19 protein-coding genes and 1 tRNA gene are annotated in these 24,193 nt (G+C 55.0%); 11 read left to right on the top strand and 9 right to left on the bottom strand.

What is annotated here, in order from left to right:
• Positions 1 to 3: 3 nt before the first annotated feature.
• From H3T88_RS03790 to H3T88_RS03775, 4 genes are all read right to left on the bottom strand, one after another.
• Entirely contained in the window at positions 4 to 2,016 is a 2,013-nt protein-coding gene (locus H3T88_RS03790; protein ID WP_198203625.1) for a DUF6020 family protein, read from the bottom strand.
• Between the two features lie 20 nt (positions 2,017 to 2,036).
• Positions 2,037 to 2,981: a glycosyltransferase family 2 protein gene (locus H3T88_RS03785; protein ID WP_198203624.1), complete on the bottom strand. Its 945-nt coding sequence runs from the start codon at positions 2,979 to 2,981 to the stop codon at positions 2,037 to 2,039.
• Positions 2,969 to 4,726 (bottom strand): glycosyltransferase, encoded by a 1,758-nt coding sequence (locus tag H3T88_RS03780; RefSeq protein WP_015021301.1) that lies wholly within the window; start codon positions 4,724 to 4,726, stop codon positions 2,969 to 2,971. The genes H3T88_RS03785 and H3T88_RS03780 overlap by 13 nt, the downstream gene beginning before the upstream one ends.
• A gap of 254 nt (positions 4,727 to 4,980) precedes the next feature.
• Positions 4,981 to 5,682, bottom strand: coding sequence for a metal-dependent transcriptional regulator (locus H3T88_RS03775; RefSeq protein ID WP_198203623.1), 702 nt, complete (start codon positions 5,680 to 5,682; stop codon positions 4,981 to 4,983).
• 175 nt (positions 5,683 to 5,857) lie between these two features.
• Between H3T88_RS03775 and H3T88_RS03770 the strand changes: the two genes are divergently transcribed.
• The 5 genes from H3T88_RS03770 to H3T88_RS03750 all read left to right on the top strand — a co-directional run bounded on the left by H3T88_RS03770 (position 5,858) and on the right by H3T88_RS03750 (position 11,513).
• Positions 5,858 to 7,300, top strand: a complete 1,443-nt coding sequence (locus H3T88_RS03770; RefSeq protein ID WP_232347130.1) for an Nramp family divalent metal transporter — start codon at positions 5,858 to 5,860, stop codon at positions 7,298 to 7,300.
• A 321-nt stretch (positions 7,301 to 7,621) separates the two neighbouring features.
• Complete coding sequence (locus H3T88_RS03765; protein ID WP_198203622.1) at positions 7,622 to 9,064, top strand: catalase; 1,443 nt, start codon at positions 7,622 to 7,624, stop codon at positions 9,062 to 9,064.
• Positions 9,065 to 9,191: 127 nt separating this feature from the next.
• The gene (locus tag H3T88_RS03760) at positions 9,192 to 10,577 is read left to right on the top strand and encodes a sugar porter family MFS transporter (RefSeq protein ID WP_015021297.1); all 1,386 of its coding nucleotides are present in this window, start codon (positions 9,192 to 9,194) and stop codon (positions 10,575 to 10,577) included.
• 48 nt (positions 10,578 to 10,625) lie between these two features.
• Positions 10,626 to 11,297, top strand: coding sequence for an SGNH/GDSL hydrolase family protein (locus tag H3T88_RS03755; protein ID WP_232347129.1), 672 nt, complete (start codon positions 10,626 to 10,628; stop codon positions 11,295 to 11,297).
• Positions 11,298 to 11,425: 128 nt separating this feature from the next.
• Positions 11,426 to 11,513: transfer RNA gene (locus H3T88_RS03750), tRNA-Ser, on the top strand.
• Between the two features lie 606 nt (positions 11,514 to 12,119).
• On the opposite strand, the gene H3T88_RS03745 is transcribed toward H3T88_RS03750, so the two are convergent.
• Both H3T88_RS03745 and H3T88_RS03740 read right to left on the bottom strand, forming a co-directional pair.
• Positions 12,120 to 13,553 (bottom strand): MDR family MFS transporter, encoded by a 1,434-nt coding sequence (locus tag H3T88_RS03745; RefSeq protein ID WP_198203620.1) that lies wholly within the window; start codon positions 13,551 to 13,553, stop codon positions 12,120 to 12,122.
• A 63-nt stretch (positions 13,554 to 13,616) separates the two neighbouring features.
• Entirely contained in the window at positions 13,617 to 14,066 is a 450-nt protein-coding gene (locus tag H3T88_RS03740; RefSeq protein WP_198203619.1) for a MarR family winged helix-turn-helix transcriptional regulator, read from the bottom strand.
• A gap of 617 nt (positions 14,067 to 14,683) precedes the next feature.
• Between H3T88_RS03740 and H3T88_RS03735 the strand changes: the two genes are divergently transcribed.
• The 3 genes from H3T88_RS03735 to H3T88_RS08825 are packed head-to-tail and all read left to right on the top strand — an operon-like array spanning position 14,684 to position 17,390.
• Positions 14,684 to 15,121 carry a MarR family winged helix-turn-helix transcriptional regulator gene (locus H3T88_RS03735; RefSeq protein ID WP_198203618.1) on the top strand — a complete coding sequence of 146 codons (438 nt, stop codon included), beginning with the start codon at positions 14,684 to 14,686 and terminating at the stop codon, positions 15,119 to 15,121.
• Entirely contained in the window at positions 15,118 to 15,588 is a 471-nt protein-coding gene (locus H3T88_RS03730) for a hypothetical protein (protein ID WP_198203617.1), read from the top strand. The genes H3T88_RS03735 and H3T88_RS03730 overlap by 4 nt, the downstream gene beginning before the upstream one ends.
• Positions 15,564 to 17,390 (top strand): ATP-binding cassette domain-containing protein, encoded by a 1,827-nt coding sequence (locus H3T88_RS08825; protein WP_198203616.1) that lies wholly within the window; start codon positions 15,564 to 15,566, stop codon positions 17,388 to 17,390. The genes H3T88_RS03730 and H3T88_RS08825 overlap by 25 nt, the downstream gene beginning before the upstream one ends.
• Before the next feature lie 26 nt (positions 17,391 to 17,416).
• Here the strand turns inward: H3T88_RS08825 and H3T88_RS03720 are convergent, their stop codons facing one another.
• Positions 17,417 to 18,187, bottom strand: a complete 771-nt coding sequence (locus H3T88_RS03720; protein ID WP_232347128.1) for a GNAT family N-acetyltransferase — start codon at positions 18,185 to 18,187, stop codon at positions 17,417 to 17,419.
• Between the two features lie 352 nt (positions 18,188 to 18,539).
• Here H3T88_RS03720 and H3T88_RS03715 point away from each other — a divergent pair, with 352 nt between their 5' ends.
• Positions 18,540 to 19,160, top strand: coding sequence for an isochorismatase family protein (locus H3T88_RS03715; RefSeq protein WP_015021290.1), 621 nt, complete (start codon positions 18,540 to 18,542; stop codon positions 19,158 to 19,160).
• Positions 19,161 to 19,177: 17 nt separating this feature from the next.
• Here the strand turns inward: H3T88_RS03715 and H3T88_RS03710 are convergent, their stop codons facing one another.
• On the bottom strand, positions 19,178 to 19,924 hold the full coding sequence (locus H3T88_RS03710; protein WP_198203615.1) for an SDR family oxidoreductase: 747 nt from the start codon (positions 19,922 to 19,924) through the stop codon (positions 19,178 to 19,180).
• Between the two features lie 217 nt (positions 19,925 to 20,141).
• Here H3T88_RS03710 and H3T88_RS03705 point away from each other — a divergent pair, with 217 nt between their 5' ends.
• Both H3T88_RS03705 and H3T88_RS03700 read left to right on the top strand, forming a co-directional pair.
• Positions 20,142 to 21,065, top strand: a complete 924-nt coding sequence (locus H3T88_RS03705; protein WP_110416780.1) for a glycosyltransferase — start codon at positions 20,142 to 20,144, stop codon at positions 21,063 to 21,065.
• An 18-nt stretch (positions 21,066 to 21,083) separates the two neighbouring features.
• A complete protein-coding gene (locus H3T88_RS03700) occupies positions 21,084 to 23,120 on the top strand; it encodes a DUF6541 family protein (protein WP_198203614.1) in 2,037 nt (678 codons plus the stop codon).
• Here H3T88_RS03700 and H3T88_RS03695 read toward each other — a convergent pair.
• Complete coding sequence (locus H3T88_RS03695; RefSeq protein WP_198203613.1) at positions 23,093 to 24,088, bottom strand: glycosyltransferase; 996 nt, start codon at positions 24,086 to 24,088, stop codon at positions 23,093 to 23,095. The two genes, H3T88_RS03700 and H3T88_RS03695, sit on opposite strands and share 28 nt — an antisense overlap.
• Positions 24,089 to 24,193: the final 105 nt, after the last annotated feature.

The following is a 24,193-nucleotide window of genomic DNA, read 5'->3' as shown; positions in this document are numbered from 1 at the left end:
AGGTCATTTTTTAGCTGGTGTTGCATGCTCAAGATGCAACTCATGACGTTCCACTTTGACGAATGGCACTGCAATCGTCAGCGCAAACATGAAAAGGAAGCAGAGCGAATATCTGGAACTACTCGCAGCCAATAACAGCAGACTGCACCAGTTCACAACGCTGGGAATTAGATACAGCATGTTTCGGTACCGTTTGTTCGCCACAATAAGCGCCATAGCCATCAGAGGCAGCCATACCGTATATAAAGCTTCACTGCCCAGGAAGGAGAATGGGGGTAGCTTATTCAAAGCATCATTTAAAGGAATGCCGATCTTTTCCTGCGTATAACTGGGCTTGCATTCAGAGTACCCCGGAAGTATCTTATAGCCACCGGCTTCCCACCAACCACAACGCACAGGGCCGCTGTAATAATAGGTATCACCAAAAACAAATGAATCTACCAAGTACGGTACTGCGGCAATGTAATCCTTGGGGTAATGGAAGAAAAGCCGGACCCAAGTCTTGATGAATTGTATCCTGTCTTCAGAGCTCGAATTTATCTTGTACCCATAATGCTTGGCGTAATCGGCTGAGCTGTCCCTCCATTGCGGCTCCATACGCTTAATGTCCACAACTTTATCGATTGCCTGTCGGTCAGATTCGGACAATTCATCTTTATGGACCATTGCTACTTTCGACAGCTGCTGAATAGGAACAGAAAGAGCCTCCTGAGGCCCTCCAGGTGCGATGTCCAAGGCAGGAAGGACCACCATCGGCACAAATCCCATCACCAGCACAGCTGGAACTAACATAGACAGAAACAAGGAAATGATTTGTTTTCTTAGAAAAATAATTAGCAGCAAGAGCGACAGGGTTGTGACGTAAATACCAGTTTTTTTAGTTAGTCCAGAAAGCACGCCCAGCACTATCAGGCACGTCACCAATTTCCAACCGATTGCTTGATGATTGCCGCATCGATAGAGAGCTTCAAAAAAAGCGACAAGCCACAACAAAAAGATTGGAATCCAGGTCGAGTCCTTGACTATCGTACTCATATACATGGGGAAGGCCGGCAAAAAAGCCGCTAGACACCAGCAGATGCAGACACAGGAGTCCGGAAGATTAGTGCGCTTTCTAAGCCAGATGAAAGACACCACAAGAGCAAATGCGGTTGCAATACTTTGCAGCACAATCAGAAAGCAAAAGCCGAGAATCTCATGGCCAAGCCACAATCCAAGCTCATCAAAAAACCCATACAAGTAGGTATCCGCAAAAGGATGATGATCCTGTCCCGCATACCCTGGCAATTCAACCATCATTATGGGATCCCAGACATGATCGGTACGAAACTGGATCAATTGGACCATAGTGTCAAGGCCAAGTTTCGCGGGCCCCTGGATTATTAGCATTGGTGTCCAACAAAGGACCATGGCAACAGTGGCTAAAACCAAATGACCAGATGCACCATCAAATAGTCGGGCCCCTCTTCCCCAGATACTGTCGTGCCCTGGAGTAGTAATGGCATCCCCATCCTCGGGTTTTCCGGATTCACCTAAATCAGCCGCCTTGTGCATTAACCAACAAATGCCGACAGCAAGTGCGGAACCTATAGACAACACTTGAACAAGTGCCACCAACCAAAAAATAGGTTCTTGCCATCGAGGTACACCGCCCAAATAGTTTGGATAGGAGTTAAAAGGCGTGATTGCCTGCTTCATTAGCCGAGGGAGAACAACAGTGAAAGCCAAAAAGCAGGCAACGATGGAAGCCGTTAGACGATTCCGCCTTTCTGCTTTTTCAAATTCAGGATAAAGTTTGTAAAATAAAAACCCTATTCCCACGGCAAGTGCGGCAGAACCCACCTGGCCAACCTGGGCAATGGAGTCTAAGCCCAGTGCCGCCAGATTGCCGAAATTATCGAAAGCCGAAGAATCCACGTTCCTAAACGTCAGGGATTGGGCCGCAAGGATTCCAATGCCCACAGACAAAAGACATCGCGTTTTGCCGAATCGCGCTCTATCCTCCACCAAAGCCATGTAAATTCCCTCTGGACCGCTTATAGTTGCGGATAATCAATCGAAGGGTTGAACCGTATTGCTTCGACCATCTTCTTGTACATTTGACAACGCAACTTCTTATCAACTCCCCCAAAGCGCATGGCATACCTAACCTGGGCGCAGAAGAGCAAATAATGCACCAGACTCTTGTGATGCAATCTATAAGATCCCTGATTGCGAATACCATAGGCGAATTTCCAGGCATTCTTCTCGTTGATCATCGAGAAATTGACTCCCTTGTTCTCGCCCATATCGTGCACCACTACGCTATCGAGAACCTGAACTCCGGGGCAGTCTCCACTGATGCGCCGTGTATATTCGGCATCGTCAAACCAGATGAAGTACTCCTTGTAGGGCAGACCGTAAGCCTCCATGACCCAACGTGGTATGAGTACCGATACAAAAGATGCCTGATTGATCAGCACAAGATCCCTAAGCCCCATAGCGCGGAGCCTGCCCCAATCCCAGGTTGGCTCAGGATTGTTCATTTCCGAGATGGTTCCGTCAATATATTTGATCAAGGAGCACGCAAAGGGAATATCTGGGCTGAAGGCCGTAGCGGCACGCTCATATCCCTGAAGCAATTTCTCCAAGGCGTCCGGGGCGGGATAGCCATCGTCATCGAAAATCCAGACGTAATCCGCACCCATTCGGTATCCCTCGCGCATGCCCGCAGAGAAACCACCAGCCCCACCGACATTTTCCGCCAGAGTGACAATACGAAGTTCTGTCCTGCCCTCTAGCGGAAATGAATTCTTATATTCATCCAAGTAATCCGCTGTCCCGTCCGTCGAAGCATTGTCTACGATGATCAGGGCCTTGGGCAGAAGGGTCTGCGCCTCCAAGGAGGCAAGTACCTTCTTCAATTTCGCAAGACGGTTGAAAGTGACAACAACGGCGGCCACATTCTGCTGGTTAACTGGAGTATTTATCACTTTGCCCATTCTCCCAACATTCGCGTGAAGAAGGAGTCAGCTGATTCCTTCCTCGAAAACTCCTGGAGCCTTTCCAGCTCAACCTCCCACAACCGCCTGCGGTCCTCTTCACTATCATCCATCCGTCGCAAGGATCGATCAGCCTGCCTGACCAGCTCCAGCGATTGTCGTGGCAACAGCCCCTGAGATGGAACCAAGGTCGACTGTGAGCCGACATCGGCGCTCAACACAGGCATACCCCGACTGATGGCCTCAATGGTCGTAAGGGTAATGCCTTCGTTAATCGAAGTAACGAGCAGGGCATCTGCCCAATCATAAGTTTCGGAAACCGGCCGAGAGACATCACGGCGCTCTACGGCATTATCCAGGCCGTACTTCTTGAGAAGCTTGGACACTTCCGAATCCATATCGCCACTGCCATGCATGATGAATCGGAAACAGCCGGGATGATGACGTTCTAGTGTTCTGGCAACGTTGATAAAAGCCTCAGGTCGCTTCTGCCTGGTCATTCTCCCTACGAAGGCCACGTGGAAGACATCCCGCTGCACCCGATCCTTATACCTCGGATGCATTTGGTCGGCGGTTAGACCGACCAAAGGTGCCATGACCACTTTTTCCTCTGCTATTCCATGACGATTTACCAACCAATTTTGCAACTGGGGTGAAATGACATGGTGCAAATCAATATATGGGTCGCGGCTCACGCTTTGGTTCGGGTACCCACCCCGATCGTGGTATTCAAGAATATGCAGAGAATCAACAATGAACGTACTCGGATAATACCGCTTAATCCACCAGAGACGGTCGTACATCCACTGATTGTGATGAATCATAACTCCGCGAATATTGTATTGCTCAAACAATGCCCTGAGCAGCGGTACGTCGCCAATACTTTCTTGTGCCGGAAAGGTTAGATTAATGACGAGGGCATCATCCAAGTCCTTACTTACAATCCAAGGTTGATGACTGTCATTATTGGTAATGACGATGGGCAAGAACCCTGCCTTACGGGCAAGAGCCACTGTTTCCATGGCCCAACGCTCAGCTCCTCCGGGCTGTAGCCAATGCATGGCTATGATTACAGCTTTGGGAGCCGAAGAATCCGGTTGGCTTGGTTCAACAGGCTGATAGGGGTGATGTATGGCCTTATGAGCGAACAACTCGTTAATTGATTCAGGATGATATACCCTAATATCTTTATAGCTCGCCTTTTCACGAATCTTCCTGAGCAGTTCACGTATTTGATCGAACAGCAGAGGGAAATGGAACTCACAGTAATTGTAAATCTGGTTTCGCATAGGCAGTCGGGATGATAGATGCCGGCTCTTGACCGTCATATCCGTAGCATCGTCCGGAGTCAAAAGTATGTAGCGCTCATTCCAGTCGACTATCTGATGATGCAGGTCAAAGTAATGAGGCGTGAAGGCCGTCTTGGGTTTGGATACGGACCTGGCTTTGAACTCGATCATTGGTTTAAGACCAGCATCCTTGGTCAGCGAACCATTCAGGGTCGAGGTATCGGTTAAGCGGGGATACTGCCAGTCCTCACCCATGTAGATCCGATAGAGGAGTTCTCGGTTGGGCTGCATCAATGAATGGTAGTTGACTGCGGAAATAATCAAACGACACTGCCGTTTGCTCAAGCCATTAAGTTGCTTCCAGATATCAGGTCCGGTTTCAAATAGCTTCTGCATGTGGTTAATAGTAACTTGAGCGTGGTACGCAGTTCTGATATGTAACTCGCTATTACCCATAAGTTTCATAATCCCAAGAAATACTCACACCACACTTCGCTATATGTTATTTATCCAATAAAGTCGCTACAGTCATGCACTCATCATGCTGTATCGCAGACAATTACAGACGGATCCAACTCACGAAGAACCCCTGAAATATCTCCAGCAATAACCCGATGGCTATTTACTCGCATAGCGCACAGACAACACGAGGCCGACCACAGTGAACAGTAACGCTGTTCAGTACGACAAATCACCGAGTGGTTCTTTGCTCAGTCAAGACTGACCTGAATCAGTGCGGCCTCCTTTTTGGACAGCACTAGGAAGTCCCCCGAAGTGGAGCTGGTTGTGGAAGGCATATCCGTCCGACTTATGGCTAATTCATCATCAGCCTGCCGACTTTCCACCCACACCAGACAGCCAGGTCCGATATGGTAATTGCCGAGCGTGCGCAGTATTCGTGGATCCTCATCGCTGACTCGTTGCACACGTACCTTCGAACCGGAGGATACTTCTGAAAGGGGCCTTGTAGCTGTGGGCATAGGGGGGAGATTCCCTGCGGCCGAGGGTATGAGATCACCATGTGGATCAGCTGTGGGGTGTCCCAGATAGTCGTCAATGCGGTCGATCATTTTATCGGAGACGGCGTGCTCAAGGCTGTCAGCCTCCTCATGCACCTCATCCCAGCCGTAACCGAGGACCTGCACCAGAAAGGTCTCCAGCAGTCTGTGGCGCCGGACCATGGTGACCGCGTAGCGACGACCGGTCTCGGTCAGCTCGACCTTGCCGTAAGGCCTGTGGGTGACCAGACCGGCATCGACCAGACGGCCCAGCGCGCCTGATACCGTCGACTGTTTCATGCCCGTCCTGTCGGCCACCGCAGTGGGCTGGACAGGCCCCTTGTCCCATTCCTGAAGATCCCAGATGACCTTGAGATAATCCTGGGCGCTGGAGGACAGTTCGGCAATTCCCATGTTCCACAGTCTATAGCACAGCTCCATGGCACGACCCGCAGGTAACCCAGCAGGCATATTTCGACATTGTCACAGATCACCTCTGGTATTCTTCGTCAAGCGCCATTAGACTTCGAAGGGTCGAAGTCTATAGCCAGCCGTACGACCGCCAAGGTCCAGAAACAAGGAAGGTGACATGCCGAACACTAAGACCCGACCCGCTTCAGGGTCCGCCAGTCCAGCCGGATCCGAAGTCAGGAATCCGCCATCCGGTCGGCAGCACCAATCCCATCCCATCATCGAAACGGCCAACGGACGCTCCCTGGAGGAGATCAACGCCACGGTCTCCGTGCCCAACTCGACCAGCTCCTTCTGGAAGAACCTGGCAGCCTTCTCCGGCCCGGGCGCTCTGGTGGCAGTCGGCTACATGGACCCCGGCAACTGGATCACCTCCATCGGCGGCGGCGCCCAGTACGGCTACCTGCTCATGAGCGTCATCCTCATCTCCAGCCTGATCGCCATGATGCTGCAGTACATGTCGGCCAAGCTGGGAATCGTGACCGGTCTGGATCTGGCGCAGGCCACCCGCCAGCACACCAGCCGTCGGCTCAGCTTCGCCCTCTGGATCTGTACGGAGCTGGCTGTGATGGCCACCGACATCGCCGAGGTGATCGGCGGGGCCATCGCCCTGAAGCTGCTCTTCGGCATTCCGCTGATCCTGGGCGTGACGCTGACCGTCCTGGATGTGCTCATCCTCCTGCTGCTGACCAAGATCGGCTTCCGACGCATCGAGGCCATCGTGGCCACCCTGATCCTGGTCATCATGGCGGTCTTCCTTTACGAGGTTTTCCTGGCCAAGCCCGATATGCCTGCAGTCTTCCGCGGCTTCATCCCCGACAAGGCCATTTTGGGCAACGGCCAGCTGACCATGGCTCTGGGCATCGTGGGCGCCACAGTCATGCCACACAACCTCTACCTGCACTCATCCATCGTCCAGACCCGCGACTTCGACCGAAGCGATGACCGTCAGGTTGCCAACGCGGTCCGCTTCGCCACCTGGGATTCCAACATCCAGCTGTCCGCCGCCTTCGTAGTCAACTGCCTGCTGCTGGTGCTGGGTGCGGCCATGTTCTTCGGACATGGCGAGGGGCTGGATACCTTCACGGCCCTCTACAACGCCCTTGGCGACAAGACCATCGCCGGGCCGGTCGCCTCCGGGCTGCTCTCCACCCTCTTCGCCGTAGCCCTGCTGGCCTCAGGTCAGAACTCGACCATCACCGGCACCCTGACCGGGCAGATCGTCATGGAGGGCTTCATCCGCATGAGGATTCCTCTCTGGCTGCGCAGGCTGGTCACCCGTGTAATCTCCATCATCCCCGTGCTTATCTGCACCATAGCCTTCGGCGGCAAGGAGTCCGCCCTGGATAGCCTGCTGGTTTACTCCCAGGTCTTCCTGTGCGTGGCCCTGCCCATATCCATGATCCCCTTGGTCTGGTTCACCTCCTCCAAGAAGATCATGGGCAAGTACGCCAACCCTCGATGGATGGTCTTCCTGGCCTGGATTGTCGTAGCCGTCCTGACCGGGCTCAACCTCCAACTGGTCATCCAGGATGTGGGCGAACTGATACAGATGCTCTGAGCGCCAATGCCCTGATGAGAGCCGCCGCCGTTTGCCGAATGAATGAGGCAGTGCCGGCGGCTTTCCTATAATTCTTTCTGCATCAGACCCATCACCCTTAGGGTTCATAAAGCACTGGCTTGATTAGTGAGATATCTGACTCTCGCTCAGCGCGCATATCCACCAACTCCGTTGCCTGTCAGATACGGTGGATGATAGCAGGATTTTATCAAGGGTCTTGCTATCAGCGATCGAGCGGTTAACCAGGAGTAAGGTCGCAGACCTGGCTCGCATGGGACCGTCAATCGCAAAAATCAAAGATGTCAGATGAATCGAGCAGACATGAACGACAAACTCACCACCAACGAAGGGCAGCCCTGGGCAGACAACAACCATAGCCAGACGGCGGGGACCCGCGGGCCCATCCTCATGCAGGACTACCAGCTCCTCGAAAAGCTGGCCCACTTCAACCGCGAGCGCATCCCAGAGCGCGTAGTACACGCCAAGGGGGCCGGAGCCAAGGGAAGCTTCACCTTGACCAAGGACATGAGCGCCTACACCAAGGCCGACGTATTCAACGGAGCCGGCAAGACCACGCCCATCCTGTTGCGCTTCTCCCAGGTGGCCGGTGAATCCGGCTATCCCGACACCCTGCGCGACGTCCGCGGCTTCGCCCTGCGCTTCTACACGCAGGAGGGCAACTATGACGTAGTGGGCAACAACACCCCAGTATTCTTCGTCAACGACCCCCTGAAGTTCCCCGACTTCATCCACTCGCAGAAGCGCGACCCGGCCACCCACCTGCGCAGCCAGGAGATGCAGTGGGACTTCTGGTCGCACTCACCAGAGTCTGTGCATCAGGTGACCTACCTGATGGGCGACAGGGGCAACCCGGCCAGCTATCGGAACATGAACGGCTACGGAAGCCACACCTTCAAGTGGGTCAATGCCAAGGGCGAGCAGTTCTGGGTCAAGTACCACTTCCTGAGCGAGCAGGGCGTGAAGAACATGACCGACGAGACCGCCGCCAAGGTCGCCTCCGAGGACACGGACTTCCTCCTGCATGATCTCTACGATGCCATCGACCGGGGCGACTACCCCAAGTGGAAGGTCTGCGTACAGATCCTGCCCTATCAGGAGGGCCTGGACTATAAGGACGATATCTTCGACGTGACCAAGGTGGTCTCCAAGAAGGACTATCCGCGCATTGAAATAGGCGAGTTCGTGCTGGACACCAACCCGACCAACTATTTTGATGATGTGGAGGAGGCGGCCTTCTCCCCCGCCAACTTCGTTCCCGGCATCGAGCCCTCGCCCGACAAGCTGCTGCAGGGCCGCCTGTTCGGATACAAGGATGCAGAGCGTTACCGTCTGGGCGCCAACTACGAACAGCTGCCCATCAACCGACCGGTCAACGAGGTCCACAACTACGAGCGGGATGGGTTCATGTCCCAGGGGCAGGACGGATCAGTCAACTACGAGCCCAACAGCAAGGGCGGCCCCGTGGAGGATAACGATGCCCGTATGCACGGCGATGCCGTCCAGGGGCAAACCGAATATTCCCGCCCCTATGACAAGGACTACTACTCCGCGGCCGGCCGTCTATACAGGCTGATGAGCCCGGAGGAGAAGGACCGCCTGATCCAGACCATCAAGAACACCCTGGGATCCGTTGATGACCAGGAAATCCAGATCCTTGAGACCAGGCAGTTCTACCAGGCCGACCCTGACTATGGCCAGCGGGTGGCTGAGGCCCTTGGCCTTTCCATGGATCAGATCAAGTAGGTTCTTCAATCCCTGTTCACGCTGACTCCTTTATGAGTGCAAAGTCTGGCAACAACTACTGAGATTAAAAAATGTCAGATATATCACATTTAGTGTATGAAAGTGTATGCCTGATAAAGGAGTCAGCGTGAGCACAGGATACTCAGAGCAAAAGGAAACCAGCGGTTCCAAATATGTCATATTCGTCGTACTGATAGCAGCCATTGGCGGTTCGCTTTTCGGATACGACCAGGGTGTTATATCCGGTGCCATCAGTTTCTTCTCGGTACATTTCAAACTGTCCCAGGCCCAGGTGGGATTCGTATCGGCCGTGCTGGCTCTGGGAGCCATGGCCGGATGCCTGATCGCCGGCTGGATGAGCGACCATGTAGGCCGTAAACCCGTCATGATCGTTGCGGGCCTGCTCTTCACACTCTCCAGCCTGACCATGGCCGTCTCGCCGACGGTGACGGTACTGATCATCGGCCGCATCCTATCCGGCATCGCCATCGGCATGGCCTCGACCATCGTCCCGCTCTACATTTCCGAGGTTGCACCAGCCAGGATCCGCGGAACTCTGGTCAGCGCCAACCAGCTGGCCTTCGCCATCGGCATGACCGTGGTCTACATAGTCAATGCCACCATTGCCAACCTGAACCCGCCTGACTGGAACAACGCCTGGGGCTGGCGGTTCATGTTCGGCTCAGGCATGGTTCCCGCAATCATCTTCTTCGTCCTGACGCCTATCATTCCCGAGAGCCCGCGCTACCTGATCGAAAAGGGCCGCACCGAGACGGCCATGAAGGTCCTGACTCGCATGAACGGCGCCAAATCCGCTAAGGACGAGGTAGACCTGATCAGCAAGACGGTCCAGACCGAGCAGAAGGGCCTCTTCAGCGAACTCTTTAAGCCCGGCATCCGCTTCGCCCTGCTCATCGCCCTCCTGGCAGCCGCCTTCCAGCAGCTCACTGGCACCATAGCCGTCGGGTATTACGCTCCCATCATCTTCCAGAAGACCGGCATCGGCGCCAACGCCTCCCTGATCGAAACCATCGGCATCGGCGTGGTCAAGATCATCTTTGTGGCCATCTTCATGGTCTACATTGACAAGCTGGGCCGCAAGAAGCTGCTGACCTGGGGCGCAGTGGCCATGGCCGGCGCCCTTCTGGCCCTGGCACTCTTCTTCTCCATCGGCAAGTTCAACACGCTCATGAACATCCTGATCGTCATCGGGATTCTCGCCCACACCGCTTTCTATGAGCTGTCCTGGGGCGGCGGCGCCTGGGTCATCATGTCTGAGGTATTCCCGACCCGCATTCGTGGCCGCGCGCAGTCCCTCTGCTCCCTGACCATGTTCTTGGCCTCCTTCTTCGTTGGACAGGGCTTCCCGATCATGCTCAATGGAATCGGAGCCACATGGACCTTCATCATCTTCGCCCTCTTCTGCCTTGTCATGGCATGGTTCGCCAGGAACGTCCTGCCCGAGACCAACGGCAAGACCCTGGAGGAAATCCAGGCCGAATTCCAGAAGTAAACCCGATCAGGCAAGGAAAGAAAAAGAAAGGGAATAAGACAAGACATGATGCTGTCTGAGGATTACTTCAAGGACAAGATCATCAACTGCTTCGGAGATTCGACGACCTGGGGCGATAACGGTCTGGATTCAGGAGGGCAAAGCATCTCCTGGACCCAGACCCTCCAGCGGCTCATACCTTTCAAGAAGGTGAGGAACTACGGTGTCTGCGGGTCGCGCATCGCCGTCTGCGAGGACAGGGACGATTCCTTCATCGAACGGTTCGAGCAGATGGACACTGAGGCGGACGATGTTGTAGTCTTCGGCGGAGTCAATGACTTCCAACATGATGTACCGCTGGGCGAGGAAAACAGCACGGACAGCCATACATTCTCAGGTGCCTTGAATGTCATGCTGACTGGTCTGCTGAAGATGTATCCCACACAGAACCTGGTCATCATTACGGCCACGCAGAACAACTTCGTCCACCCGACCAAGAACTACCCCAACACCCGTCAACACAACGCCTGCAATCTTTTGCAGGAGGACTATGTACAGAGGATGAAGGAGATATGCGCCAGCTACTGCATCCCGGTCGTCGATCTGTTTGCACAGAGCGGCATCAGCCCCTTCATAGAGGGACATGAACGCTTCATGCCTGACGGCCTGCACTACAGCCAGGAGGGTTACCAACGGCTCGGGCGCCGGATTACCGGCCTGCTGCTGCCGTATCTGTTGTGAACATGGGTCATTGGAGCCCAGGCTAATCGGGCTCCAATGACCCCACACGCCAGGAGCGGTAAGATCCGCCGCCTATGCTATAGTTTTCTGTTGTGCCGCTACGAAAGCCAATGGTTTTTGCAGCACCTGGAGGATTCGCCTAGTGGTCTATGGCGCACGCTTGGAAAGCGTGTTGGGTTCACGCCCTCACGAGTTCGAATCTCGTATCCTCCGCCAGCAGAGTCTTGGACAGTGACCCAAGACTCTTTTTGTATGCGCAATATCGGCATCACCATCCTTTGCGCTGTCTATCCTGTTCCTTTCCACTATGTCTGGTCTTAGCAGGTCGTTTACTATAGTGAGCTAGGCGGTCTTGTTACGATAAGGCGCCTGATCACCTAAGTACTTGGCAAGACAGGGATGTCTGGAGGCGACAAGACGCTGCGAGCAGAGCGAGACAAAGAAAGTTCAAGGCCATGCCGTTGAAGACTTACGGCAAATGTGAGAGAGGATACGCTCAGCCCCGTCACCAGCTACAAGTTGGCACCCATAGATCTTTGCGACGGGTGATCTTACTTAAGCGAATCACCGGTCGTTTCCTGGACAGGCTGATAGGCGCCTCTTCTGGTCTGAGCGCTGAGTGCGTCCACAGCAGACTGAAGGTTATACGATCTGCAAATGTAATGATCGGCATCATATCAATTTCCATTTCGAACATCTATATAAGCGTCATACCTTTTTAAGTATCAAATTATGACCGATGCCTGTATCCCTGCTCGTTGGCATCATGAGCCAATCGATGTCAGAAACGGTCCCTACTTTGAAAGCGAAAAGACACCTTTCTTACTCAGTCGCAGTTCTATTCGGTTTAAGGAAGAGCGAGCCGCATAGGCCGATCAGGGCTATGACTGCAAGGAAGATGAAGGCCCATTGGTAGCCCTGGTCGAGAGCCTGGGCTGTCGTGGCTCCACTGAGACTGCCACGCTGGGCACCGATGGTTACGATCATCATAGCGGCGGCCGTACCGAGCGAACCGCCCACCTGACGGACAGTCGAGGCAGCCGCGTTGCCATGAGCCGTAAGTTCCGTCGGCAGAGCGTTGATGCCCTCGGTGAAAGTAGTCATCATGACCAGTGCCACTCCTGCCAGGCGCAGAGCATAACAGGAGGCGATAACGATAAGACTGGTAGCGGTGCCGAACCATATCATCGGCAAGGTTCCGGCCAACAGCACCGCATATCCCAAAAGGGAAATCTTCCTCGCCCCGATTCTTTGGTAGATCATCCCGGAGAGAGGGTTGAATATGCCCATGACAATGGCTCCCGGCAACATGACCAGACCAGAGATGAGCGCGCTTGACCCGCGCGTATTCTGCAAGTAAAGAGGAAGGACCAGCTCCACCCCGACCATGGCGATGTTGCTCAGGGTGCTCAGCAGGCTGGTCAGATTGAAGGTGAAGTTCGTGAAGACACGCAAATTCACCAGCGGAGACTCCAGAAGCAGCTGACGCCGACAGAACAGGGCCACCACCAGCAAGCCGGCCAGAAGCAATCCGAGGTCAAGCACTGAGGCACCGCCCGCCTCCCCAATGTCGGACAAGGCGTACAGAATGAGCCCGAAACCCAGACAGGAGTAAACCACGGAAGGCGTGTCCAGCCGGGTTCTCACCTGGCGGTTGACCGTGTAGACCAAGAAGAACGAGGCCACCAGAATCGCAGCGCTCAAGGCAGCAAGCAGCACAAACAAAGCCCTCCAGGACCAGTGCTCCAAAACAAACCCTGAGAGCGTGGGGCCAACCGTAGGACCTAAGGCCACCACCAGGCCCACCATGCCCAAGGCCACACCGCGCCTATCCGGCGGGAAAAGCAGCAGCACCACATTCTGAATGAAAGGCATCAACGATCCAGCGGCCACAGCCTGGATGATCCTGCCCGCCAACAACAGCGCGAAATGCCCTTCGGAGAGGACACAGACCAGGGAGCCGGTCAGAAAAATAGCCATCATGACCATGAAGGTGTGCTTGGATCGGAAGTTGGAAAACACCCAAGCCGATACGGGTATCATCAGCCCCACCACCAACAGGTAGGAGGTGCTCAGCCACTGAGCAGTGGATTGGGACACATGGAATTCCGCCATGATGGTGGGCAGAGCATTGTTAAGGAAAGTCTCCGCCATCAAGGCCAGGAAAGCCCCTGCCAAAAGCGTGCCCATCATCGCAGTGCGACTTCCCTCAGCCCCTTTTTGGCTGCCTTCCCCCTTGGCGCCATCCTTATTCATATCGCATCCTCTCCGTCCTTCACCGGCTCGGGCCAAAGCTTGCGTGATCCGACTAAAAGCAGATCAGGATTCCATGTTTCTAATGATTCGTTCCAGGTAGCCGACCAGCTGTCTGCTCTCCTGCTCATCGAACCCTTTCAAGGCAAGCTCGCCCGTGGTCTCTAATACATGCCGGATCTCGACCTGGTGGGCGTTCAGCTCCTTCCGCGCCTGCCCGGTGAGCTCAAGAACCATCTGACGTCGGTCATCACTCTGCGGCTTTGCCGTCAGCCATCCTGCCTTGACCAGCCGTTTGACAACTCCCCGAACCGTGGGATGGCTCAAACGGAACCTGTCGCCCACAGTCTTCTGCGTCACCTCCAGGCCCTCATGCTCAAACAGGTAATAAACCATGACAAATTGGGGACCAGTCAGATTGGGAAAGATGCTCCGCACACACTCATTCATGTGCTTTTCCAGCAGAGTGTTGGCTATTTTGACCAGTCCCTCTGGCCGCTTCTCCGAGAGTTCCAAAAGTTACCGCCTCCCTAAAATGTAGCGTGCTACATTATTAACAAAGAAAGCCTGGCTGTCAAATCAAGGAACTACAAAACCTATCCAACAACGTTCGCAATACAGGAGACGAGGGGATGCTCGAGCCAAAGAAGAGCCATAGCTCAGCCTCTCCGACCGGTGGACATGCTGGCTTACCTGGCATTGAGGTGTCAGTATCATCGTTCTGCATAACCGACCGACTAAGCAAAACTGATAGGGCGATAAGTTGACACTCCGTCCCACCACCCCCTGTCAACAAATCACGAGCCTTGAGTCCCACAGCCCCTCTTTGCCTTGGAGCGACCGATACAAAGAACCGCTAACCCGCCTCAAGGGATCCACCCGGCAAACACACGCCTACTCTCATGCAAGAAGCTCTTTCGAGCAGCAATGGAGGCATGGAAGAGCGTCCTTTGCACAGAAAGGTCCGATTAAGCGTTCCATGAAATATCCTGCGCTATTTCAACAAAACACAGCGAATATCGAACCTCCTGAGACCCGACTTCATCGGTCCGATACAGTCAGACAATACCGAAGCCAGAGCGTAGCTGCCTATCTGGGAGATAAATAGTTTCCAACATGATATAGTTTCTATAATGAAATCAAATAAGCCGTCCTCCCTCTACGCTGCGCTCATGTATCTGCAGTGCGAATTCGTAGCAGAACGCAACAGGGTCAATCCGGGGAACATTACCTGGCAACAGTTCGACATCCTCACCATTCTGCGCACAGGAGCGTCCACGCCCTCACAGATTGGCCAACGGCTCGGCATGAGCCGATCCAAGATCTCCAAGAACCTGAGCACGCTGCGCGACCTCGGATATATCAAACAAACGCCCGATACTCATGACCGGCGCGAGCTGGAAACCAGCCTGACCCCGGATGGCCGGGACATGCTCGGCATCATCGATCAACAGCACAAGACGCTCGAGGAGGATGCCCGACAGGTCTGGTCCGAAGACGAGCAGGAAGAGTTCACAGCTCTTGCCAACAGGCTTATCGCCAAGCTGCGCCAGGAGCGAGTCGCCCAATGAGGACCGAGTGCATTCTTATTGATCGAGCTTCCACGCACAACCTCAAGCAGATTTCGTTGTCCATACCCAAACGGGCCATCACTGTGGTCACCGGCCTGTCGGGTTCGGGAAAGTCGTCTCTCGTGTTTTCCACTCTGGCTGCCGAATCACAGCGCATGATCAACCGCAGCTATAGCACCTACATTCAGCAACTCCTGCCCAAGTATGAACCTGCGGAAGTTGCGCGTATCGACAACCTGCGCTTCTCCATTGTCGTCACCCAGAAACAGCTCTCGGGCAACGCCCGCTCGACCGTGGGCACCTATACCGACATCTACACCGCCCTGCGTCTGCTGTTCTCCCGCATGGCCCAGCCCTTCATCGGGTACTCCATGACGTATTCTTTCAACAATCCTGGGGGATGTGTCCGACCTGCCAGGGCCTGGGTACTGTACGCAGTCTGGTGCTTGATCGCCTGCTCAACGTGAATCTCTCGCTGAATCAGGGAGCCATCAACTTTCCCACCTTTCAGCCGGGCGGCTGGAGGCTGACCAGGTATACGGATTCAGGCTATTTTGACAACGATATGCCCTTACGGGAGTGGACCAGCGGCGACCTCGACTTTCTGCTCCACGGCAAGCAGCAAAAACCGGCACACCCTGGCCCCGCCTGGCATAAGACGGCCAGATATGAAGGATTGGTGCCCCGGATCACCAAGACCTTCATGAATCAGAGCAACGACAAGTACCAGCATGAGCTGGAGGAGGTTACGCGAATCACCCAGTGTCCCGACTGCCAGGGGGCCAGGGTCAACGCCAAGGTGCGCTCAGCCAGAATCGACGGACTGAACATAGCTGACTGCTCCGCTATGAGCGTGGCAGACCTGCAGGAATGGCTCGGGAAGATTCATGACGATCAAGCTGAGACCATTCTGCAGGACCTAATGCGCAAGATAGCCAACCTGATAACGGTTGGTCTGGGCTACCTGAGCCTACAGCGTGGCACCTCTACGCTTTCCGGAGGAGAGGGGCAACGTCTGAAAATCGCCAACTGCCTGAACAGCCCTTTGAATGACGTTCTCTACATCTTCGACGAACCAAGCATTGGACTGCACCCACGTGACCTGACCGGGATCAAGAAAATCTTTGAGGGCTTGCGGGACAAGGGCAATACGGTGGTGATCGTGGATCATGACCCCGAGCTCATCGCCATTGCGGACCATATCGTCGACATGGGGCCAGGGGCAGGCAGTGAAGGCGGACGGATCATCTTTGAGGGGAACTATCAGTCTCTACTGAGAAGCGGCACAGCGACTGGCAGAGCCCTGTCAGATCCAGGCGTGGTAAACGAACCATCGGCGCCTTCGCATGGCTTCTATGCAATAGACAAGGTCACTGCCCACAACGTCAGAGAAGCCCACGCCAAGATACCCCTGCAAATGCTTACTGTGGTGACCGGAGTGGCCGGCTCAGGTAAGTGCACGCTGATCAGGGAAGGCTTCATGGCTCAGCATGATGCCATACTCCTGGATCAGAAGCCGATCAAGGCCAGCGGACGCTCCAACCTGTTGACTTACTTGGGTGTCTTCGACCCGCTTCGCAAGGCCTTTGCCAAGGCCACGGGCAAGTCCGCTTCGCTCTTCTCGTTCAACGCCGCCGGAGCCTGTCCGGTCTGCAAGGGCAAGGGGGTTGTCACCCTGGATATTGCCTACTTGTGCGACACCAGCACTGTCTGCGAAAGCTGCCGCGGAACCAGGTATTCAACACAGGCTCTGTCTGCCAGATATCGCGGCCTCAGCATCGCTCAGGCGCTGAAATTGACTGCCAGCGAGGCCGTGAATCGATATCGTGAGGTGCTGGGCCCAGCCATGATAGCCCTGGAAGATGTCGGGCTGTCTTATCTATCCCTTGGGCAGGCTCTCGATACACTCTCGGGCGGTGAGTTGCAACGTCTCAAGCTGGCCAAGCTGCTCAAAGACGGAATTCATGAGACCCTGATTTTGGATGAGCCTACCAGCGGCCTGCATGAATCCAACATCCTGCAGCAGATTGCCCTCTTGCGCAAACTCATCACCAATAAAAATCTGACTGTTGTCGCCATAGAGCATAACCTGCGCTTCATCGGTCAGGCCGACTGGGTGATCGATATGGGCCCAGGAGCCGGAAGCGCGGGTGGCAAGGTCTTGTTTGAAGGAACTCCGCTTGCACTGATGTGCCGCAATGACACTCCTACGGCCCAAGCCATGAATACCTATTTCGGCTTTATCAAGGAAGCCGCGGTGCAACCATAGGCTGCTGCATTCAGATCAGCAAGAGTTCAGCAATCTTGCAGACGGCGCTTCTGCCTGCCATCCTGGTCGAAATTGTCATCGTCCAGCCAGGTCTCCAAACGCTCTTTTACGGCCGGCCATTCACTATCCAATATGGAAAACCAATCCGTATCCCGAGTGCGGCCCTTGTAGACCATATCGTTTCTGAACCGGCCTTCAGCCTTGAATCCCAGCCTCAGCGCAGCCGCCCGGGAGGGCGCATTGAGGCTGTCGCACTTCCACTCATATCGGCGATAGCCCAAGTCCTCGAAGACATGCCGAGCCATCAGATACTGGGCCTCGGTAGCCTGCCTGCTTCTTTGCAACTCTCGGGTATAGATAACGTGTCCCATCTCGACGCTTCCCATATCCGCCCGAATCCGCATCAAAGCATACATGCCCAACAGATCCGACGAATCATGAAGCTTCACCGGCTCCTGTAAATCCGAATTCTTCCCACGCGCAGGCTGGCCAACACAAAGATCGGATGCGGACGGCTTACGCAGAATAGCAAAGAAGAGTGGATCCCGGCTTGCCGTCATGGAAGCAAAACCCAAGTCGAACGAGGCCCTATCAAGATAGAGGTCATGGCTACTGTAGGTCATGATGGACTCGTCGCAATCCGGGCCAAAAATCCGCTCGTAGAAGGCATCGCCTTGGTTCGCATCCAAGGGCGTCACCAGAACCGTCCTGCCTATCAACTTGGCAGGCTCCGGCATCATAGCCCCCGCGAACGAGACCACATCACCGATGGGCTGTTCGAACTCATTGATTCTCATATCCGCATCTCCTCCTCTGGGATGATGCTTGGCTCCGCCTTCGTTGTAAAGAGACAGGACAAAAGAATCACCTGTCATAACTGCACATAATCCTTGCATTCAGGATACCAAGCAAACACCCTGGAAATCCGCATAGGTACAACCACAAACGGCCACATTCAATCCTCTTTGCTGCCTTCCTGGTCATCCTGAGCACACGATGCAGATTCTCAGGCATATTTATCCACATGGGCAGAAGCCGAAGAACTGACGGCTCCGCGAGAATTAGACTGATGCATAAGAGGAATGCTCGCCGAGCTTCAACCGGTATTCCCTCTGCCTACCGTCAGCATCGACCAAGGAAGTGATCATCATGTCCAAGGCTTTGATTGTCGTGGATGTTCAACCGACCTTCTGCGAAGGAGGTGAGCTGGGAGTCGAGGGAGGCAATGCCACAGCCAGCAAAATCGCTGACTATGTCCACGACCATGCCGGGGACTACGCCTACATGGCCACCACCCAGGATTGGCACATCGAACCTGGATCTCATTGGTCCGACCATCCTGATTTTGTGGACACCTGGCCCAAGCACGGCGTGGCTGGCTCACCTGGTGCGGAGCTTCATCCCAGGATTCGGGAGCTGGACATCGTCCACCACTTCAAAAAAGGCCAGTATTCAGCCGCTTACTCCGGATTTGAGGGCATCGAGGACAACACTGATCGGATCCAGAGCAGGGAGGAGTTCGCTGCGGCCAAATCATCAGGCGTCACCCTGGCCGACGCCCTGGCGCAAGCTGGCGTCGACCAGGTGGACGTAGTCGGCATCGCCGAATCCCACTGCGTCAAGGAGACGGCCTTGGATGCTGCAAAAATTGGCTACCAGGTCACGGTCTTCGAGGATCTGACCGTCCCTGTCAGTGAGGATCAGGGCGTCGAGGCTCGAAAGGCCATGGCCCAAGCAGGCATTCATCTTCTTTCCTCCAAGGGCGACTAAGGCAGTGGCAGAGGAATTCACCAGGGCTGAATGGTAGGGCCTACGGTGAATTCCGATACATTGGTATCCTCAGGCTGATCGATGGCAAAGGCCACCACCTGGGCCACCCGTTCGGGATCGATCTGGTAGCTGTCGTAGGTCTTATTCATACCGGCCAGGGTCTGTTTGTCCGTGATGGTGTCCAGCAACTCGGTTCGAATGGCCGCCGGGTAAATGGTAGAGGTGCGAATATGGGTCCCCTCTTGGGCGGACTCCATCCTGAGCACCTCCATCAGGTCGCGCAGACCCCACTTGGTTGCCCCATAGACCGCTCCACCCGGATAGGCTTTGAGTCCAGCCACCGAAGAGGTGGCGATGAACTGTCCGTGTCGCTGCCCGGTGAACTCCGGAAGGGCCGCAGCAATGCCGTATAGTGCGCCTTTCAGGTTGACATCAATGGTTCGATCCCACTCGTCCACATGCAGAGCCGACAGAGGCGAGTTAGGCATGAGGCCAGCGTTGAGGAATACCACGTCCACACCGCCGAACTGCTTCTTGGCGAAAGCCACGAAGTCCTCATTGGCCTGTCGATTCGTCACATCCAAAGCCATGGAGACTGCCTGGCCACCCGCCTGGACGATGTCGTTGACGATTGTATCCAGCCGATCCTTGCGGCGAGCGCCCAGCACCAACCTGGCCCCTCGCTGCGCCAAGAGCCTCGCCGTGGCCTCCCCGATGCCGGACGAAGCTCCGGTGATCAGAACTGTCTTATTAGCAACTGTCATAGTTCCACCTTTCCCCGATCTTCGGTCGGCCCGATGGTACAACCTCGAGTCGCTGGAGGTGCAAGTCTTCACTACAACCAGACCCACATCCACAACCATGATCAAATACGAGGTAGGGGCTGAGCCTTTTGACAAGGAAAGATCAGACCGGACCACGCCAGCATGGGCACATGTAGAATCGACGCAGTAATCCATGAAGAAAGGCGGCGGCACTGCCATGAGCGCAAGGAGCCAGAGTCACACTCCGTTTTCCCTCCTGATGGCTGTCTATGCCGGGGACACGCCCTCCTTCGTTGCCCGCGCATTGAAATCCGACACCATCGAACAAACCCTCATGCCCAATCAGGTCGTCATTGTGCGCGACGGTCCATTGAGCAGAGAACTGGCTCAGCTGATTGATCAATATCCGGCTCAGCTGAAGGCACAGTTGCTCCATGCCAATAGAGCCGAGGAAATGCCCGAGTTCACGATCGTGCGGCTGCCGACCAACAAAGGCCTTGCCCACGCACTGAATTTCGGGTTGAAGGCCTGCAAGTACGAACTGGTGGCCCGGGCGGACAGCGACGACATCTCCCGGCCATCAAGATTCAGCGTTCTCATCCCCCTGCTGGCCTCATCGGGTCTAGACGCCTTGGGTAGCGCCATCCAGGAGTTTTCAAACGACGAGCACACCCCCGGCCGGATCCGCTATCTGCCGAGCGGAGGATCCGAGCTTCGAACATACGCCACCCTGCATTCCCCACTGCATCACCCTAGTGTGGCCTTTCGCAAGACCAGCGTGTGCAGGGTTGGCGGTTATCCGGAGGGATCCGGGCGCTTTGAGGATTACCGTCTTTGGGAAACCATGCTGGTCGCCGGCGAGCATATCGGAAATATCAAGAAACCCCTGGTCCTCTATCGATCTGATACGGCTATGTATCACCGCAGAGGCGGCATGCGCATGTTTCGTGACGAGCTGCGTCTACAAAAGGATTTTCTGCATGACGGCTTCATCAGCCCTATACAATATGTCAGAAACATCCTCATCCGCGCCTGCTACCGTCTGCTGCCCGACCAAGTCCGCAGCTGTCTGTACGCCATCATGACCACCCTGCTCAACCGGTTCCATGGGAAGTCGGTGAATGACAGCCGAAAGAAGTGACTCATGCAATCAACCCTGATGACCTGGCAACAATCCTGGCCACTGTTGCTGTTCATCATCGCAGCCCTGTATCTGCCTGGCTGCCTGCTGGTGACAGCACTGGGCAGCCGCAAACCCATCTTCGTGACGGCACTTGGCCCTGTGGTCTCCATCGCACTCGCGGGCATCGATGGCGTGCTCTTCCAGCTCTTCGGCATATCCTGGAACTGGCGATCTTACGGGCTTTCGGCCATGGCACTCATTGCCATCATTCTTCTGGCGCGTAAGCTCTTCAATCATTTTCGTAATCCTGATGGAGCTGGCCGAGAATCCTCGACACTGGCAAGCAATGACGGAAAAACCAAACTTCGATTGAAGCTCTTCCTTCCCGCAGTCATCGGCACAGCAATAGCCGCCTGCAACATCGGCATCAGGCTGATGCATGCCGCGCCTTCGCCGGATCAGGTCACGCAAAATTACGACTCGGTCTTCCACTACAACATTGTGGCACGAATTGTGCTCACCGGTCAGGCTTCATCCCTGCACGCTCTTCCGCCCATCAGGGAAATATACCCCATCGCTTTTCAGGAATTCGCTGCCATGGGAGCAATGGCCCATAGGCCCGCCACAGCAGTCAGCGCAGTCACCTGCACCTGGCTGGTCTTCGCCGCTCTGATCTGGCCGGTCTCCATGCTCTTTCTGGTCAGAACCCTGCTGGGTAGACATGCCTGGAGCGATCTGCTCACACCGGTACTCGCCTCATGCTGCGCGGGCTTCCCCTTCCTCCTGCTGGATTGGGGCACCTTATATTCCATGTTCGCCGGCCAGGTCATACTGCCCGTCTTCGTCGCGCTTACCTGGTCCTGGTGTATAGACGGGTGGCGGGAAAGCCGCCAATCCGTAGTCGGCCTTGTCTGGATTCTCCTCAGCGTCGTCGCCGTTTCCTTCTGCCATTTCAGAGTCATGATGACCGGTGCTCTTCTTGTGCTGCCAGTGATTCTGTCTTGGCTGATCAGGGCAGGGAGGCAGCTGGCCCAAACCAACAAGCATCGTTTCCATGTGGCCGCCGGTGTATTGACTGCAGGCTTCCTGGTCCTGCTGGCTATAGGCCTGAAGATCTTCCATAATCTGTACCTGCAGGGTCCTGCCCGGAAAATATCGGATCATCTCAACGGCGGCCCGGCACAGCCTACGGAAGACCTGCCATCCGCCATAGTGCGCTTCCTGTTGGGACAGCCCATCGATTCAGGCAACCGTCGACTACCGGTATACTGGCCCCTGGCTCTGGCCCTGATCCTGGCCCTGATTGTGCTTTGTCTGCACCACAGCAGAAAGGACATGCTCCTAGTGTCATCCTTCCTGCTGCTGGGCCTGGTCTTCGTCGCCTGCGCGGGCACCCATGCCGATTGGGCCAAGATCCTTACAGCCTTGTGGTACAAGGATCAACGCCGCCTCTTCTCCGCCTGGCCTGTAGTAGCCATACCCATCATGGGCATGGCCTTGGAACATGGCATCGAGGCCTTGAAAAGGTATACGCCGCAGGCCGAGAAGATGATATCGATGCCAATTATGATGTTGGCAGCCACGGTAGCCGTGCTGATTTGCACCGTGAATCCGCAGTTGGACTCCATGGAGAAGACTTTAGGCTCAACATATACTTTCGCAGCCAACAATGCCGATGCTCCGATGCTGTCAACTGACGAATTCCTGCTGATGAAGAGAATGGGCCGCCATGTATCAGATCGCGAGCAAGTCCTGTCCGATCCATGGAATGGCAGCGGATACATGCTGGCTATTGGCGGCACCACACCCTTCTACGCCCACTTGTACATGAATTGGGACCATGACCATGCCTACCTGGCCACAAACTTCGAACACATAGACTCAGACCCGCAGGTGTGCAGGATCCTGACCGCTCATCACATTGACTGGTATGCGGATATGGGCGGACCATACGTTGCCAACGATCCCCAGCATCAGATCTTCAATGGACTCCAACCCGTTCCGCAAGCCCTTCAACTGGTTGACAGCCAAGGCCGGGCGAAGCTCTACCGGATCACCGCCTGCCGTCCCTGATCGGCACGGTCGATCAGTGCCTGAACCTCGGGTTCCCGGGCAAACAGATCATGGTTGCTGCTAGGGCGTGTAGCCAGGCCGGCTTTAAATCCACGAGACAAGCAATGCAAGATCTGCCGCCGATCATGCGCCCTGACAAAGGTAAGAAGCCACCGTCTGCCAGTAGCAACGAGCAGTGCCAGAAATTCAATCGTTGTGAAATTGCCCCTGCTGAATCGGAACATCCATATCTTGTTGCGCACCTCATAGAAGAAGCGAGAACCCGGGTCGGCATCGCTGGAGCCGAAGACCTTGGTTTTATGCCATACCCGACTGGCAGGAACGTAATAGCCGATACCCGTTTTTAGCAGTCTGGAAGTATATTCGAAGTCATCATTCCAAAGGAAGAAGGCGGCACGCGGCAGAGTTCCTGCAGCTTGGATGGCCCTGACATTCACCAGGCAGGAGACGAAAGACAAGGAGCGCACCTGGTAAGCATGAGCGCTGACCTGCAACTGTGGCCTGCCGTTCCTGATCGGCAGACGTCGACGGGGCTTGTTCATCCCATGCACCCGGCCGTCGACCCAGACAGCCTCAGAGCCCAAAAGGGCCGGCCAAGAGCCATTGTCGGTATGAGCCTCGGAAGCAGCATCCAGCAAACCAGACAGAGCATCAGGCTGCGGCACCACATCGTCATCCATCAGCCACAGGTAAGCTTCACACCGGGGAGGAATATTCGCCAGGGCCGCTGCCATGCCAGCTACGAATCCCCCCGCACCGCCCATATTGTGATGCAAACGGACCAAGTCAGGTTTCGAGGGGTGCGACAAAACCACATCCACCGGTCCGTCCTCGCTGGCATTGTCTACGACAAGGACTTGATCAGGCTTGCGGGACTGGCCGCTTATGCCATCCAGGCACTCCTGAAGGAGTTTGGAGCGGTTGTAGGAGACAACAACAGCGACGACAAAAAACCTCATAGTCTGCATTGTAACGATAGGTGAGGGTCAAATATTGAACTACAATTAGTTCTTAAATTCCCCATAGTGGACATTCAAAGCAGACAAACCACAGAACAATGGGAGCATACAAAC

It is taken from the genome of Bifidobacterium sp. W8110, assembly GCF_016101375.1.
GTDB lineage: Bacteria > Actinomycetota > Actinomycetes > Actinomycetales > Bifidobacteriaceae > Bombiscardovia > Bombiscardovia asteroides.
This window is presented reverse-complemented; position numbering and strand designations above follow the sequence as displayed.